The sequence below is a fragment of the Pseudomonas helleri genome (genome assembly GCF_045830615.1).
Lineage (GTDB): Bacteria > Pseudomonadota > Gammaproteobacteria > Pseudomonadales > Pseudomonadaceae > Aquipseudomonas > Aquipseudomonas helleri.
The window spans coordinates 4,659,077-4,672,226 of the sequence record NZ_CP174501.1 but is presented as its reverse complement, the minus strand read 5'-3'; the positions used below and the strand labels follow the sequence as shown (position 1 = coordinate 4,672,226).

General features: G+C 59.3%; 13 protein-coding genes. 5 read left to right on the top strand and 8 right to left on the bottom strand.

Annotated features, from left to right (window positions below):
• Nucleotides 1-20 precede the first annotated feature (20 nt).
• The 4 genes from ACJJU9_RS21110 to dksA form a co-directional block, all read right to left on the bottom strand.
• Nucleotides 21-2,975, bottom strand: a complete 2,955-nt coding sequence (locus tag ACJJU9_RS21110; protein WP_162208453.1) for a sensor histidine kinase — start codon at nucleotides 2,973-2,975, stop codon at nucleotides 21-23.
• Nucleotides 2,959-3,135, bottom strand: a complete 177-nt coding sequence (locus ACJJU9_RS21105; protein ID WP_003176118.1) for a hypothetical protein — start codon at nucleotides 3,133-3,135, stop codon at nucleotides 2,959-2,961. The genes ACJJU9_RS21110 and ACJJU9_RS21105 overlap by 17 nt, the downstream gene beginning before the upstream one ends.
• Before the next feature lie 79 nt (nucleotides 3,136-3,214).
• Nucleotides 3,215-4,111 carry a tRNA glutamyl-Q(34) synthetase GluQRS gene (gluQRS, locus tag ACJJU9_RS21100; protein WP_353232246.1) on the bottom strand — a complete coding sequence of 299 codons (897 nt, stop codon included), beginning with the start codon at nucleotides 4,109-4,111 and terminating at the stop codon, nucleotides 3,215-3,217.
• Nucleotides 4,112-4,288: 177 nt separating this feature from the next.
• Nucleotides 4,289-4,732, bottom strand: a complete 444-nt coding sequence (dksA, locus tag ACJJU9_RS21095) for an RNA polymerase-binding protein DksA (protein ID WP_048373305.1) — start codon at nucleotides 4,730-4,732, stop codon at nucleotides 4,289-4,291.
• A gap of 320 nt (nucleotides 4,733-5,052) precedes the next feature.
• Between dksA and ACJJU9_RS21090 the strand changes: the two genes are divergently transcribed.
• Nucleotides 5,053-6,225, top strand: a complete 1,173-nt coding sequence (locus ACJJU9_RS21090) for a pyridoxal phosphate-dependent aminotransferase (RefSeq protein ID WP_407729447.1) — start codon at nucleotides 5,053-5,055, stop codon at nucleotides 6,223-6,225.
• Nucleotides 6,225-6,932, top strand: a complete 708-nt coding sequence (gene sfsA / locus ACJJU9_RS21085; RefSeq protein ID WP_407729446.1) for a DNA/RNA nuclease SfsA — start codon at nucleotides 6,225-6,227, stop codon at nucleotides 6,930-6,932. The genes ACJJU9_RS21090 and sfsA overlap by 1 nt, the downstream gene beginning before the upstream one ends.
• Here sfsA and ACJJU9_RS21080 read toward each other — a convergent pair.
• The gene (locus ACJJU9_RS21080; protein ID WP_048385631.1) at nucleotides 6,915-7,253 is read right to left on the bottom strand and encodes a Rieske 2Fe-2S domain-containing protein; all 339 of its coding nucleotides are present in this window, start codon (nucleotides 7,251-7,253) and stop codon (nucleotides 6,915-6,917) included. The two genes, sfsA and ACJJU9_RS21080, sit on opposite strands and share 18 nt — an antisense overlap.
• A gap of 173 nt (nucleotides 7,254-7,426) precedes the next feature.
• On the opposite strand from ACJJU9_RS21080, the gene ACJJU9_RS21075 reads away from it, so the two are divergent.
• From ACJJU9_RS21075 to ACJJU9_RS21065, 3 genes are read left to right on the top strand one after another with little or no spacing between them, the layout of a single operon-like run.
• Nucleotides 7,427-8,302, top strand: coding sequence for a hemin ABC transporter substrate-binding protein (locus ACJJU9_RS21075; protein ID WP_048373314.1), 876 nt, complete (start codon nucleotides 7,427-7,429; stop codon nucleotides 8,300-8,302).
• A 50-nt stretch (nucleotides 8,303-8,352) separates the two neighbouring features.
• Nucleotides 8,353-9,336 (top strand): iron ABC transporter permease, encoded by a 984-nt coding sequence (locus ACJJU9_RS21070; protein WP_194289351.1) that lies wholly within the window; start codon nucleotides 8,353-8,355, stop codon nucleotides 9,334-9,336.
• Nucleotides 9,285-10,103: a heme ABC transporter ATP-binding protein gene (locus tag ACJJU9_RS21065; protein WP_407731020.1), complete on the top strand. Its 819-nt coding sequence runs from the start codon at nucleotides 9,285-9,287 to the stop codon at nucleotides 10,101-10,103. The genes ACJJU9_RS21070 and ACJJU9_RS21065 overlap by 52 nt, the downstream gene beginning before the upstream one ends.
• A 476-nt stretch (nucleotides 10,104-10,579) precedes the next feature.
• Here the strand turns inward: ACJJU9_RS21065 and ACJJU9_RS21060 are convergent, their stop codons facing one another.
• The 3 genes from ACJJU9_RS21060 to ACJJU9_RS21050 all read right to left on the bottom strand — a co-directional run bounded on the left by ACJJU9_RS21060 (nucleotide 10,580) and on the right by ACJJU9_RS21050 (nucleotide 13,088).
• Nucleotides 10,580-10,852, bottom strand: a complete 273-nt coding sequence (locus ACJJU9_RS21060; protein ID WP_048391524.1) for a TfoX/Sxy family protein — start codon at nucleotides 10,850-10,852, stop codon at nucleotides 10,580-10,582.
• 247 nt (nucleotides 10,853-11,099) lie between these two features.
• Nucleotides 11,100-11,441, bottom strand: coding sequence for a pentapeptide repeat-containing protein (locus tag ACJJU9_RS21055; protein ID WP_048373322.1), 342 nt, complete (start codon nucleotides 11,439-11,441; stop codon nucleotides 11,100-11,102).
• 90 nt (nucleotides 11,442-11,531) lie between these two features.
• The gene (locus ACJJU9_RS21050) at nucleotides 11,532-13,088 is read right to left on the bottom strand and encodes an AAA family ATPase (RefSeq protein WP_407729445.1); all 1,557 of its coding nucleotides are present in this window, start codon (nucleotides 13,086-13,088) and stop codon (nucleotides 11,532-11,534) included.
• Nucleotides 13,089-13,150: the final 62 nt, after the last annotated feature.

Here is a 13,150-nt window from a genome sequence, read left to right as displayed (position 1 = left end):
ATTCAGTTCTCTCGACGGTCTCAGTTCACAGCGGACGTCGCTTCGACATGACGCGGTAGTGTCACCCGAATACGGGTCCCGCGTTGGCTCTGAATGTCAGCCGGGCTGTCGATGGTGATTTGTCCATAATGCTCTTCAACGATGGAATAGACCAGTGCAAGGCCCAAGCCGGTGCCTTCGCCAGGGTCCTTGGTGGTGAAGAAGGGTTCGAATAATCGGTCCATGATGTTCTTCGGAATTCCGCTGCCCTCGTCTTCAACGATCAGGTCGACTGTGTGTTCGCTGGCTTCGCTTTTGACCCGCACGGCGCTGCCGGCAGGCGAGGCGTCGCGGGCGTTTGAGAGCAGGTTGATCAATACTTGCGCCAAGCGCTGCGGGTCGCCGTCGACCCAGTGATCGGGGTCGCACAGGTTGTAAAACTGCACCTCAAAGTTGCGCCGGTTCAAGGCCAGCAGACCAATGGCATCCTGCGCCACTTCGGCCAGACAGACGGGCTCGTCATTGTGCTGATGGCTGCCCGCGTGGGCGAAACTCATCAGCGACTGCACAATGCGTGAGATGCGCTTGGTCTGCTCAAGGATCTGGCTGCTGATCTCGGTCAGTTCGCCGTCGTCCTCGCGCTCTTCGCGCAGGTTCTGCGCCAGGCAAGCGATGCCGGTCACCGGGTTGCCGATTTCATGGGCCACGCCCGCGGCCAGTCGCCCAATGCTGGCCAGCCGCTCGGAGTGCACCAGTTTGTCTTCGAGCATCTGTGTTTCGGTCAAGTCTTCGACCAGTAACACCAGGCCACTGTTGCCCGGTGCCAGCGGTTCATCAATGGCCGCTTTGTGCAGGTTCAACCAGCGAGTTTGGCCGTCGAGGGCCAGATGCTGTTTGTGCAAGTGCTCGTCGGGCAGGTCGATAAAGCCCTGCAACAATTCGCGCCACGGGTTGCCCAGGGTGTTCAGGCGTGAACCGACCACCCGCTGGGCGGGAATGCTGGTCAGTTCTTCCATGGCTTTGTTCCACATCAGGATCTCTTGGTCCTTGGCCAGCGAGCACACGCCCATCGGCAGCTCTTGCAGCGTTTGGCGGTGATAGCGGCGCAAGGCATCGAGCTCGGCGGCCAGACCGGTCAGGCGCGAGTGGTAGTCCTCAAGCCGGCTTTCGATGAAGTGGATGTCTTCGGTGACGTAGTTTTCGCCGCCTGATTTGTAAGGCAAAAAGGTTTCAACCATGTCTTGGGCAACGCTGGGACCCATCAGGCCGGACAGGTTGGCTTCGATCCGGTCACGCAAGCGCCGCAAGGCGTACGGCCGCCGCTCGTCGAAGGGCAGGTACAGGTCGCGCAAGGCTTGCTCGACTTCCTTTTGCGCGGCCTTGGCGCCCAGAGGTTTGGCCAGTTGGGTGGCAAATTCTTGCGGGGAGGCGGCATGCAGTTCGCGACGTTGCGGGCGACGCACGTTGTCTACCGCACAGGCTTCGGCGGCGCTGGCTTCTTCGGGGCTGGCGTTGGTGAACAAGGAGATCAGGGTGAACATCAGAACGTTGGCGGCGAGCGAGGCGATGGCCGCCATGTGCCAGCTGGTATCGTCCAGCACGTAGATCATGTCGAGCCACGGGATGTAGAAGCCCTGGAAGTTACCGATTAGCGGGAACAGCATACTGCCCATCCACACCACGATCCCGGCCAGCAACCCGGCGATAAAGCCGCGGCGGTTTGCCGTTGGCCAGTACAGGACCGAGAGTACGCCCGGCAGGAACTGCAAGGTGGCGACAAAGGCGACGATGCCCAGGTTGGCGAGGTCTTGCTCGGCGCCCAGCAGCAGGTAAAACCCGTAGCCGGCCATGATGATGGCCACAATCAGCGCGCGGCGGGTCCACTTCAGCCAGCGGTAGATATTGCCTTCTGCGGGCGGTTGATACAGCGGCAGCACCAGGTGGTTGAGCGCCATGCCCGACAGCGCCAGGGTGGTGACGATGATCAATCCGCTGGACGCCGAAAGCCCGCCGACATAGGCCAGTAACGCCAGGGCTTTGCTGTTGGCTGTGATGCCAATCCCCAGGGTGAAGTATTCGGGGTTGGTGGTGACGCCCAGCTTGAGCCCGGCCCAGAGAATCAGCGGCACGGCCAGGCTCATCAGCAGCAGGAACAGGGGCAGGCCCCAGCTGGCGCTGACCAGCCCGCGCGGGTTGAGGTTTTCGGTGAAGGTCATGTGATACATGTGCGGCATCACAATGGCCGAGGCAAAAAACACCAGCAGCAAGGTGCGCCAAGGGCCTTCTTGCAGCGGGGTGTGCAGGGCGGCGAGAGCGGTCTGATTTTGCAGCAGCCAGACTTCCAGTTGCTGCGGGCCACCGAATACGCCGTACAGCGCGTACAGGCCAACGCCGCCGATGGCGACCAGCTTGATCACCGATTCAAAGGCAATGGCGAACACCAGCCCTTCGTGCTTTTCACGCGTGGCGATGTGCCGTGAACCGAAGAAAATCGTGAACAGGGTGATCATCGCGCAGAAGCTCAGGGCTACGCGGTGTTGCACCGGTTCTCGGGTCAGGATGCTGATGGAGTCGGCCACGGCCTGAATTTGCAGGGCCAGCAGCGGTAACACGCCGATCAGCATGAAAATCGTGGTCAGCGCGCCCGCCCATGAACTGCGAAAGCGAAACGCAAAAAGGTCTGCCAGTGAAGATAACTGGTAGGTGCGGGTGATTTTTAAGATGGGGTAGAGCAACACGGGCGCCAGCAAGAACGCGCCGGACACCCCGAGGTAGCTGGATAAAAAGCCGTAACCGTATTCGTACGCCAGGCCCACGGTGCCGTAGAACGCCCAGGCGCTGGCGTAAACACCCAGTGACAAGGTGTAAGTCAGCGGGTGGCGGATGATCGCGCGCGGGATCATGCCGCGCTCACTGATCCACGCCACCGCAAACAGCACCAGCAAATACGCGGCGCTGACCAGCACCATCTGGGTCAGGCTAAAGCTCATCGGCATCTTTTTGGCTCTGAAGAATAAAGGTCACAACGATCAGAATCAGCCAAAGCAGATACGGCCTGTACCAGGCGCCCGTCGCGTCAATCCACCAATCCATGATGGCGGGGGAAAACAGGTAGATCCCGACAACCAGCAACAGGACCAATCGATAGATATACATCCTGCCCTCACTTTTGCTGGCCGCATGCCCTAAAAACGTGCGGCGATGGTAACGGATGGCTGGCAACCTGCAAGGGCTGTCAGCGTAATTGCGCCTCGGCCAGGGTGAGCGTGCGCGGGATCAGCCCGGCATTCCAGTGCGCAATGCCCCAATCGAGGATCTCACGCGGGCTGGCGCCATCAAGGCTTTCGTCCGGGGCCTGGCCCAGTGCACGCAGGGCGCGAAGCAGCAGGGGCGAGGCATGTTCGGGTGTCAGCGGCGGCGAGCGGTACGATTTGCCCAGCTTGTGGCCGTCGGGTTGAACGATCAGCGGCACGTGCAGGTAGCGAGGCTGTGATAACCCGAGCAGCTCTTGTAGGTATAGCTGACGCGGTGTGGAGTCAAGCAGGTCGGCGCCGCGCACAATATCAGTGACCCCTTGCCAGGCATCATCGAGCACCACCGCCAGCTGGTAGGCGTACAGGCCATCGCGGCGGCGGATGATAAAGTCACCTGCGTCACGGCCCAAATGCTGGCGGAAGGTGCCTTGTACGCGGTCTTCAACGGCGTACTCAAGTTCAGGTACGCGCAGGCGAATGGCGGCATTTTCCATGGGGTGGCCGGCGTTGCGGCACAGCCCAGGGTAAATCCCGTTATAACCTTCGAGTTGTTTGCGCGAGCAGGTACAGGCATAGGCCAGGCCCTGGCTAAACAAGCGGTCCACAACTTGCGCGTAGGCGTCATGGCGCTCGCTTTGGCGGACCAGTTCGCCGTCCCACTCAAACCCATAGCGTTGCAGAGCGTCGAGTATGGCGGCTTGAGCGCCGGGCATTTCACGTGGTGGGTCGAGATCTTCCATACGCAACAGCCAGCGCCCGCCTACGGAGCGTGCGTCAAGGTACGAGGCGAGGGCGGCCACCAGCGAGCCGAAGTGCAAATGACCGCTGGGCGTCGGGGCGAAGCGCCCGATGTAGGAGGGGTTTGGAGAGGCTGTCATGGGGGCATGCATTTTTTGTGGGAGCGGGCTTGCTCGCGAGGGTTTCGGCGCGGCCATTCATGCTTGTCATGGCGTCTGCATCGCGAGCAAGCCCGCTCCCACAGGGGGGCCACGTCAATGTGTAAATCCAGAAACAAAAATGGGGCGTTCGCACGCCCCATTTGGTCAGGCCGGCGATTACTTGCCGACTTGTTTTTCCTTGATTTCAGCCAAGGTTTTGCAGTCTACGCACATGTCCGCCGTCGGGCGGGCTTCGAGTCGGCGAATGCCGATTTCGACGCCGCAAGACTCGCACCAACCGTACTCTTCGTCTTCGATCAGTTGCAGGGTCTTGTCGATTTTCTTGATGAGCTTGCGCTCACGGTCGCGGGCTCGCAGTTCCAGGCTGAATTCTTCTTCCTGGCTGGCGCGATCAGCTGGGTCAGGAAAGTTGGCCGCTTCGTCTTTCATATGATCAACGGTGCGGTCGACTTCCTGCATCAAGTCCTGCTTCCACTTTTGCAGAATCTTGGTGAAGTGCTTGCGCATAGGCTCGCCCATGTACTCTTCACCCGGCTTTTCAACGTAGGGCTCGAAGCCGCTAAGCGATTGAGTATTCTGTTGCTGTGCTTGTGTGGGCATGAAATGGACCGCCTCTGTTCTTCTAATCCATTGCGCAGGATTGCAACATCACCGACACCTGCCGGCCCTGCGGCTGCAAGCGGGCGAACTTACCAGATCAATTCGGGCCGCGCTACTCCCGGTTGTCTAGCCTGTTGTCAGCGATCGTGTACAAAGCCTGTCGTACTTAAGATTAGTGGCAAATTAATATTTTAGCCGAGCTATGACCGGGGCTTGCGCCGTTTGGTTCTACGCACGGGCAGTCTAAGACTCTATTTCGCTCTCCCTTGTGACAGTGCTTGGGTAGAATCGGACTTTTGCTTACCCAGGAAGGCAGGCTCATGGCTCAGTCTTACAGTGCGCGCAGCCGCGCGATCGAACCATTCCACGTCATGGCGTTGTTGGCGCGTGCCAACGAGTTGCAGGCGGCGGGGCACGATGTGATTCACCTGGAGATTGGCGAGCCCGATTTCACCACGGCCGAGCCGATTATTGCGGTGGGCCAGGCGGCCCTGGCCGCGGGTAAAACCCGTTACACCGCAGCACGCGGCTTGCCTGAGTTGCGCGAAGCAATTTCCGGGTTTTATCAACAGCGTTACGGCTTGAACATCGACCCTTCGCGCATTCTGATCACCCCAGGCGGCTCTGGTGCTTTGCTTTTAGCCAGCAGCCTGCTGGTTGATCCGGGAAAACACTGGTTGCTTGCAGATCCGGGCTACCCCTGTAACCGGCATTTCTTACGCTTGGTTGAAGGGGCCGCGCAGCTGGTACCTGTCGGCCCTGATGTTCGCTACCAGTTGACGGCTGATCTGGTTGAGCGCCACTGGGATCAAGACAGTGTGGGCGCGCTGGTCGCGTCCCCGGCGAACCCGACCGGGACACTCTTGAGCCGTGATGAATTGGCTGCCTTGTCGGCTGCGGTCAAGAAGCGTGGTGGGCATTTGGTGGTGGACGAGATCTATCACGGCCTGACCTACGGCTGCGAGGCCGCCAGCGTGCTTGAGGTGGACGACAGCGCCTTTGTGCTCAACAGCTTCTCCAAGTATTTCGGCATGACCGGCTGGCGCCTGGGTTGGCTGGTGGCGCCGCCGGAGGCCGTCGCAGACCTGGAAAAGCTCGCGCAGAATCTCTACATCAGCGCTCCGAGCATGGCGCAATATGCGGCGCTGGCGTGTTTTGAGCCGCAAACGCTGGCCATTTTGGAAGAGCGTCGCGCCGAGTTTGGACGCCGTCGCGACTTTTTGTTGCCCGCGTTGCGAGCGTTGGGATTCGGCATTGCCGTGGAGCCTGAAGGTGCGTTTTATTTGTACGCCGATATCAGCGCGTTCGGCGATGATGCCTTCGCTTTTTGCCGTCACTTCCTCGAAACCGAGCACGTTGCCTTCACCCCGGGCCTGGATTTCGGGCGTTATCAGGCCGGGCATCACGTGCGCTTTGCCTATACCCAGAGTTTGCCGCGCCTACAGGAAGCGGTTGAGCGAATTGCCCGTGGCCTGCAGAGCTGGAAAAACTGATGCAGTTCTCTCCAGCCTTAGAAGAAGGGCGCCTGATAAAGCGTTACAAGCGTTTTTTGGCCGACATCGAAACCGTCACCGGCGAGCTGCTAACCATTCACTGTCCCAATACCGGTTCGATGCTTAATTGCATGGTCGAAGGCGGGCAAGTCTGGTTCAGCCGCTCCAATGACCCCAAGCGCAAACTGCCGGGCACCTGGGAAATCAGTGAAACCCCACAAGGCCGTTTGGCGTGTGTGAACACCGGGCGTGCCAATCCCTTGGTCGAAGAAGCGCTGCTGGCTGGGGTGATCACCGAGCTCAATGGTTTTACCGCGCTCAAGCGTGAAGTGGCTTACGGGCAGGAAAACAGCCGGATTGATTTCCGCCTGGAGTACCCGGAGGGCTTTGCCTTTGTCGAAGTCAAAAGTGTCACCTTGGGTTTTGACGACACCCGTGTGGCGGCGTTTCCGGATGCGGTCACTCAGCGCGGCGCCAAGCATTTGCGTGAACTGGCCAGCCTGGCCCGTGAAGGCGTGCGGGCGGTGCAGTTGTATTGCGTCAACCTGACCGGGATCGACGCAGTACGCCCGGCGCAAGAAATCGACCCGGGCTATGCGGCGGCTTTGCGTGAAGCGGTGGCGGCAGGTGTGCAGGTACTGGCCTATGGTGTCAGCCTGACGTCTGACGCGGTGGTGGTTGACCGCCGGTTAGACGTCATCCTCTGACTCATCGTGTGTCAGCCAGATCCCTTGGTTGTCTTCATGGCAGCCAAGGGCGGTCAAGAATTGCCCGGCGCAAGGCCCGGCAACGCATTCCCCGCTCTCAATCAAAAACAACGCAGCATGGGTCGCGCACTGGATCAGACTGGCGCTGGGGTCGAGGAATTGATTGGGCTGCCATTCCAGCGGCACACCGCGATGCGGGCAGCGATTTTTATAGGCGTAGACCTGACCGGCCCGGCGCACGACAAACAGGCGGATACCGTGCTGTTCAAAGCCCAGGCTCGCACCTTCGGTCAGCGACGCTGAGGGGCACACATATTTCATTACAATCCTTAACCTACCCTGATGTATGAATCGATCCGCGTGATGGCGCACGTTAAGAGGTTGACGTGCAAATGCAAACAATTATCAAATGGCGGGCTGCTCTGTGATGTGCTGTTTTGACTGGCGGCACTGCCGTTGCTCCGTTGAGCCCACTTATCAAGGAACGCCCCCGTATGCGCCTGAGTACCCGCCTGATAATGCTTTGTGCAGGCTTTATGATCAGTCATGTCAGCCTGGCTGACGAGTTGCCCCAACGCTGGGTCAGTGCCGGGGGCGCGCTTTCGGAGTGGGTCAGCGCTTTAGGCGCGGAGTCTAAATTGGTTGGGGTCGATACCACCAGCCAACATCCTGAATCACTTAAGTCGCTGCCCAGCATCGGGTATCAGCGGCAACTGTCGGCTGAGGGGATTTTGAGCCTCAAGCCAGATGTCTTGATCGGCACCGAGGAAATGGGGCCACCACCGGTGCTGGCGCAGATTCGTAACGCCGGTGTGCCGGTTGAAATGTTCTCGGCCGAAGCTGATCTGCCCACCCTTGAGGGTACTCTCGCGCACTTGGGGCGCCTGCTGGGGGATGAGGCTAAAGCGGCGCAAGTGTTCAAGGCGTATCAGCAGCAACTGGAAGCGTTGCAACAGCAGGTCAAACAGGCACAAGCCCAGCACACATCGCCGGGCGTGCTGCTGTTGCTGGGGCATGCGGGCGGCAAACCGCTGGTTGCGGGCAAGGACACGGCGGCAGACTGGTTGCTGACACAGGCCGGTGGTCACAACCTGGCCACGCACACGGGCTATAAAACCTTTTCCGTAGAAGCGCTGGCAGGTTTGAACCCTGACGTGCTGGTGTTTGCAGATCGTAGCCTGACAGGCGACGAGGCACGCAAAGCACTGATGAAGGAAAACCCGATTCTGGCCTCGCTCAAGGCGGCCAAAGACGGGCGCATTTACGAGCTGGACCCAACGCTACTGGTAGGCGGCCTGGGCCCGCGCTTGCCGGATAGTTTGAAGCAACTGACGGCTGAGTTTTACCCTGCGGCTCCGGCTCACCCATGAGGACATTGGTTAAGCCTCGCCCGTTGTTTATCGGGCTGAGTGCGCTGTGTCTGATAGCCATCTGGTTGTCGTTGGCGTTGGGGCCGGTGAGTTTGCCGTTGCTCGACACCTTGCGTGCGGCCTTGCGCTTGATCGGCGTGCCGATAAATGGCGACGGGCTGGAACAGGCTGAGTTGATCTTGGGGCAGATTCGCTTGCCCCGCACGTTGCTCGGTTTGGCCGTGGGCGGTGTGCTGGCGTTGTCCGGTGTGGCCATGCAGGGCTTGTTTCGTAACCCTCTGGCTGACCCCGGCCTGGTGGGGGTGTCCAGTGGTGCGTCACTGGGCGCGGCGATTGCGATTGTCGGCGGCTCGTCCTTTGGCGGTTTGCCCGACGCGTTTGGCCCTTATTTACTGTCGATCTGTGCGTTTCTCGGTGGGTTGGGGGTGACTGCATTGGTTTACCGGCTTGGCCGCCGTAACGGGCAAACCAGCGTGGCAGTGATGCTGCTGGCGGGTATCGCCCTCACGGCGCTGGCCGGCTCGACGGTGGGGTTGTTCACGTACCTGGCCGATGACGCGACGTTGCGCACCCTGACGTTCTGGAACCTGGGCAGCTTGAACGGCGCCAGTTATGCCCGATTGTGGCCTCTGCTGTTTGTGACCGTGGCGGTATCTCTGTGGTTGCCACGCCGGGCCAGTGCGCTTAACGCCTTGTTGCTGGGCGAGTCCGAAGCTAATCACCTGGGCATCAATGTAGAAGGGCTCAAGCGCGAGTTGGTGTTCTGCACCGCGTTGGGCGTGGGGGCGGCAGTGGCTGCGGCGGGCATGATCGGCTTCGTCGGTTTGGTGGTGCCGCATTTGGTGCGGCTGCTGGCCGGGCCGGATCATCGGGTGTTGTTACCCGCGTCGGTACTGGCGGGCGCTGCTTTGCTGCTGTTTGCTGATCTGATAGCGCGCCTGGCGTTGGCCCCTGCTGAAATGCCGATTGGTATCGTGACCGCATTTTTGGGCGCGCCATTCTTCCTTTACTTGCTGTTGCGAGGCCGCCACTGATGCTGCGTACAGAAAACCTGCAGATTCGTCGCGGCCCTAAATGCGTGCTGACTGACATTACCCTCGAGGTGCGGCCGGGTGAAGTGCTGGGAGTCCTGGGGCCCAACGGTGCCGGTAAAAGCACCTTGCTGGCAGCGCTGTGCGGGGAGTTGGCGCCAACCGAAGGGCAAGTCTTGCTGGATGAGGATGCCTTGAACCAGTGGAAGGGCGCTGAGCGGGCGCAGCGTCTTGCCGTGTTGCCACAGACATCGACCCTCGATTTTGCCTTTCGTGTTGAAGAGGTGGTCGGTATGGGGCGTTTGCCCCATCAGACCGGCACCGTGCGCGATGCCGAGATTATCTGCGCGGCGCTGGAGGCGGCTGATGTCGGGCATTTGGCGGGGCGCAGTTACCTGGCGTTGTCCGGCGGCGAGCGACAGCGGGTTCATCTGGCACGGGTGCTGGCGCAGTTGTGGCCGGGGCAAAATGGGCAGACGTTGCTGCTCGATGAACCGACCTCGATGCTTGACCCTTTGCATCAGCACACAACCTTGAAAGCCATTCGTGCCTTTGCCGATCGGGGCGCTGCGGTGTTGATCATCCTGCACGACCTGAACCTCGCTGCGCGTTACTGCGATCGCTTGCTGTTGCTTGAAGACGGCTACCCGCGTGCCTTGGACAGCCCGCAAGTGGTGTTGCAGCCGCAGTCGCTCAAAGACGTGTTCGGGCTGGATGTGTTGGTGCAGCCGCACCCGGAATTAGGACACCCGGTGATTATTGCGCGCTAACAACTCAAGAAGGCTGCGAGATATAGCCGAGTAGGAGTGGCCGCCCCGTCTTCGACGTCGCGCTGTCGCGCAGCAAATAGGCCACCGAATATTTTCAGCATCCCCCAATCGGTTCCCTCTCCTTCGGGAGAGGGCTAGGGTGAGGGGGCTCTTAGATCAAGATTAAAAGATCGATCGCGAGGCAAGCTCGCTCCTACAGGGCCTTTAGAATCAATCACTTATTTTGTGTTTGATAGGAGTTGCCGAAGGAGGGTGGGGCGGGGTTATCGGGTGTTTTTCAGGCAAAAAAAGACCCGGCAAGAGCCGGGTCAAATAACCGTGATTAGCCTGATGAGGAGATTTTCTGAGAGTCCGAACCAAGGGCCTTCCAGAAGATCGACTGGCCTCGCGACCAGATGGCGTAATAATAACAATTCTCATTTTCATGTCAACAGCTGTTTTTCAGCTTTTTTTGCACGACCGATAAACGGTGCGGGCTAGCCTTTTTTCAGCTTGAACAAATCTTCTACTTGCTCATTCAAAAACGCCTTTCTTTGCGGGGGGATGTCGTTCCAGTGAACGTCCAGCAGTGCGCCCTCAATGGCATAAAGCAGCACTTTGGAGGCCCGAAAGCCTCTGGCCTTGACGGCCCGGTAAGCCTCGACCGCCCCGCGGCGCCTTAAATCCGAAGCGCTGTGGATACCGACAGCGTGTAACCATTGCGCCGAGGTTTTCCCAAGGTTTTTTAGATGCTGGAGTTCATCTTGCATCAGCTCTCCTTGCGACGGCGTGAGCTCAGCGCTTATGAGTCAAGACAGGTGAGTTGAAGTGTAGCGGCTGATAAGAAAGCCGCCGTCCGTTAGTCGTTTTTGGAACAAGCAGACGCAAAAAGTGCAGGAGATGGCGTTAGGGCTGTTAGAGGTATTGATGCAAAGGCCCGAACTAGAGCGCTTGCCTCAAAGTGCAGGGAACAGTCGCCAACGCCGGGCGGGCGTTGGGCCGAATGTCGTATTTGGTTTATTTGGTGCGGTAGCGCAAGCGTGTGCCGAAGTTGACCGACATCAGGATTTCATCCGCGGTCAGTTCGACCGGAAAGTAGGCGCCTGAAATTTGCGCATGGGCCAGGCTGGCGCCTTCGATACAGGCGTTACGCAAGTCCAGGCCACGCAGGTCGGCAGAACGGAAATAGGCGTCGGTGAAGTCCACGCTGTCCGCATTTAGCTCGCGCAAATCCAGCCCGCGAAAGTCGCCGCCACGCATATCAATGTGTCCGGATGGACGCTGTTGGTTAAACCCGCTGATGTTGTCTTCATGCAGTAACGTGTAGAGCGCCGATTGAAGCAAGGCAGGGCGGCTCATGGGGCGTCTCCTGATGGATGTACACCAGTATTATAGTGCCACTATTGGCGTGCCGCGAAACCCTTGCAGTTTCGCAGCACGGGCAAGCACTTACAGCCCTGGCAGGCGTTGACGGATGTCGCTGATCAGGGTGTCCAGGCTTTTGCTGTTGTTGGTTTCAACTGGTTTGCTGCGCAGGACTTCTTCTGCCTCGAGTGGCTCACGGCTGGCTTTTTGAGCTCGGACAACGTCCATGGTCGCGTCAGACGGGTCGTTGCCAAGGCTATTGCGATGAGTCAGCCAGCCTTCGATCACCGCGTCGGGTGCGGTGCAGTCGAGGATCAGGCACGGCACGCCCGTGGCTTCGGCGACTTTGGCGGCAGCGTCGCGTTGCTTGCGTTTGAGGTAAGTGGCATCAATGACCACCGGGAAGCCCGCGCGCAGCACGATGCCGGCCAGTTCATGCAGTTTGTCGTAGGTCGCGGCACTGGCGTCAGCGCTATAAATGCCATGGCCAACGGAGTTGTCGCCGGTTTGCTCGCCAAACAATTGCTTGCGAACGACATCGGAACGCAAACGAATGGCGCCCAGGGACTCAACCAAACGCATCGCAACAGAGCTTTTACCGACGGCTGAAACGCCGTGGGTGATGGTCAGGAAGCGTGAAGGGATGGTGCTGTAGCTTTCGGCCAGGTTGGCGTAGTTGCGATACTGGCGCAGGGTGGCCGCGCGCTGCACTGCGCTGGCTTCTGCCGGCATGCTGAACAGGCTGACCTTGGCACGCACCAGAGCGCGATAGGCTTTGTAGAAGTTCAGCAGCTCAAGCCCTTGGTAGTCGCCGGTCAACTCCAGGTATTGGCTGACAAAGCGGCGCGCCAGGCACTTGAGGCCGCGGTCTTCAAGGTCCATGGCCAGAAAGGCGGTGTCGGCGTACACGTCGGTAAAACGGAACGGTTCGTTGAATTCGATGCAGTCGAAAATCACCACTTTGCCGTCGATCATGGTGGCGTTGCCCAGGTGGATGTCACCATGGCATTCGCGGATAAACCCTTGGGCCTTGCGTTGCTCCAGCAGTGGCTTTAGACGAGTGAAGCTGGCTTCGGCCCACGCTTGAAGGGCATCGAGTTGCAGTAGGTCAGCTTTATCGGACAGGAAAGGGCGGATCTGCTCGAAGTTCTGACGCACGGGCTCCATGACAGCTTCAGGGGTGCCTTGGTGATGTTCCAGCGGGACATGCGGGGCGTGTGTGTGGAAATGGGCAATTTGCTGGGCCATTTCGTCGATGTGCGCAGCAGTCAGTTCGCCATTGGCCTGCAGCGTGCTCAGCAGCTGGCTTTGCGGGAATTGGCGCATTTTCAGCGCGTACTCGATAGCCGGGCCTTCGCCGCCGAGTTGAGGCGCGTCTGCACTGCCGGTTATCGGCAGTACGTCCAGGTACAGGCCTTCGGTCAGGCGCTGGTTGAGGCGCAGTTCTTCATTGCAGAAGAATTCGCGGCCACTGAGTTCGGTGAAATCAAGAAAGCCGAAGTTAACCGGTTTTTTGATTTTGTAGGCGTAGGGCCCGGTGAGGATAACCCAGGAAATGTGGGTCTCGATAACCTGAAACCCGTCGACTTCATGCGGGTATAAGCTCGGATTTTGTAGCGCGGTAATCAGGTTCTGGCTCACGGTCGGTCCTTCTAAAGGCGGGAAAATTCAATGCGCCATTATGGCTGTTGACAGCGGTCGTG